At 47.5% G+C, this 2189-nt stretch carries 1 protein-coding gene; it reads left to right on the top strand.

Features of this window, described 5'->3' with window-relative positions; genetic code table 11:
• The first annotated feature begins 586 nt into the window (after window positions 1–586).
• Window positions 587–2095 (top strand): group II intron reverse transcriptase/maturase, encoded by a 1509-nt coding sequence (locus VB693_RS28970; protein WP_323269289.1) that lies wholly within the window; start codon window positions 587–589, stop codon window positions 2093–2095.
• Window positions 2096–2189: the final 94 nt, after the last annotated feature.

The raw sequence follows: 2189 nt of genomic DNA, 5'->3' as shown, positions 1-2189 counted from the left end.
AGTTAGGTCGAGGGGGAGTATTAGTGCGATTCGTTGTGTGGTGAATCACGGTAAGTAGTCCGTACATAACCACACCAACCAAATCTAGCAATAGAAGAGGTTGAACTCTCGGAGGAATGCGGGTGAAAGCCCCGCCTACCAGGCTCAGGTATGACTCCTAATCTGCCCACACCGACCAGACTCGGTATCTGGAGAGTGAAGCTGGGAACAGGGCGCAAACAGACATCCGTTGCGGGGTGACACTGGTGCTAACAGGGAGTTCCTATGGTGAAACAGAACCTAGAAAAGCAGCTTACCCCCAAGCGGGGCGCAACAAAAAAAACCCCGACTTTACTGGAGACAAGACCCTTATTCCCGCCACACCATTAATACAATAGTGGCACGAGTCCAGGGAATCCAGTAGCTGAAATGGTTCCGCCTAACGGAACGAAACAATCTCACCGAGGGAACGAATAAAAACGAATTAAGGGTCTAGGGGAGGTCGAACCCCAAGTAGGCAGGACGAGTAGCGGAACTCCCTCAATTCGGGTAGGACTGACCGTAATTGGTCAGAGGTGTTCAGAATATACCTGCTTGGAGGTAGAGCATGATTGGACACAGCAGCAATGCTAGTGAATCTTGGAAGAACTTACCGTGGAAGCAATTCCGCAAAAACCTTTTCCGCCTACAAAAACGAGTATATAAAGCCATTCGAGTTGGAGACAAGCACAAAGCCCAGTCCCTGCAAAGGCTGATACTGAAATCCACCTCAGCGAGATTACTGGCAATCCGTCAAGTAACACAGCTAAACGCTGGCAAAAAGACAGCAGGAATTGATGGTAAGGCATCGCTTACTATGAAGCAAAGACTGGAACTGAATGAAAAACTCAGAACCAATGCCAATAACTGGTATCATCAATCACTACGGAAAATCCCAATCCCCAAAAAGGAAGGGAAAACCCGAATCCTCAAAGTCCCCACCATTGCAGATAGGGCTTGGCAATGTCTAGCCAAATACGCATTGGAACCAGCACACGAAGCAACGTTCCATGCTCGGAGCTACGGTTTCAGACCAGGACGTGGAGCGCAAGACGCACAAAAAATCCTACAAATAAACCTAAACTCCCATGCAAACGGAATAAGAAAGCGAGTCCTTGAACTCGACATTGAAGCGTGCTTCGATAGAATTTCTCACTCAGCCATCATGGAACGACTCATCGCCCCAAAGGGTATCAAAATTGGAATCTTCCGATGCCTTAATGCAGGAGTCAACCCAGAATACCCCGAACAGGGAACCCCACAAGGGGGAGTAGTGAGTCCTTTATTAGCTAACATCGCGCTCAACGGGATAGAAGACATACATCCATCAGTCCGCTACGCGGACGACATGGTAATTCTGCTTAAACCCGAAGACAACGCTGACACAATACTTGAAAGAATCAGCCAGTTCCTCGCTCAACGAGGTATGAAAGTAAGTGAAAAGAAAACTAGGCTGACCGCCTCGACAGATGGATTTGACTTCCTCGGCTGGCACTTCAAGGTGCAGAGCAACGGGAAATTCAGAAGTGTCCCCTCAGTAGACAACTTCAAAGCATTCCGTAAAAAAGTAAAACACATCGTCAACAACTCGAATTATGGTGCCACAGTCAAGGCTCTTAAATTAGCACCTTTGGTAAGAGGCTGGAGGAACTACCACCGCTACTGCAAGATGGACGGATCACGAAAGCTGTACTACATCCAATACAGAGCGTTCAAAGTGTTCAACAAGGAATCCAATCAAGACCGTGAATCCAGCAAGAAACTGCTGGATAAAGCGTTTCCATCGGTTCCTTACTCCGAAAATAAACACGTCAATGTCAAAGGGGAGAAATCGCCTTTCGACGGAGACCTGACCTACTGGAGTGAGCGAAACAGCACACTCTACTTTGGGAAAACCTCTCAAGCCTTAAAACGGCAAAACCATAAGTGTGGATACTGTGGATTAAAAATGCTCAGTGAAGAGAAGGTACATCTACATCATATCGATGGAAACCATGATAACTGGAAAGCCAAAAACCTTCTAGCTATTCACGAAAGCTGCCATGATTATCTCCATATGTGCAAAAGCGAAAGCTAAGAACATCGAAAGCTGGGTGCTGGGAAAACCTGCACGCCCAGATTGAACAGAGAGGTGCGGCGGATAATACCGCCTATCGACTCTACCTCTCCCG

The organism is Anabaena sp. UHCC 0399, from assembly GCF_034931465.1.
Taxonomy (GTDB): domain Bacteria; phylum Cyanobacteriota; class Cyanobacteriia; order Cyanobacteriales; family Nostocaceae; genus Trichormus; species Trichormus minutissimus.
Note: the sequence above shows the minus strand (reverse complement) of the source record. Positions and strands in the feature narration are given on the sequence as shown.

Coding starts and splice junctions, on each gene's coding strand:
- VB693_RS28970 (WP_323269289.1), top strand. CDS start 587: ATGATTGGACACAGCAGCAATGCTAGTGAATCTTGGAAGAACTTACCG.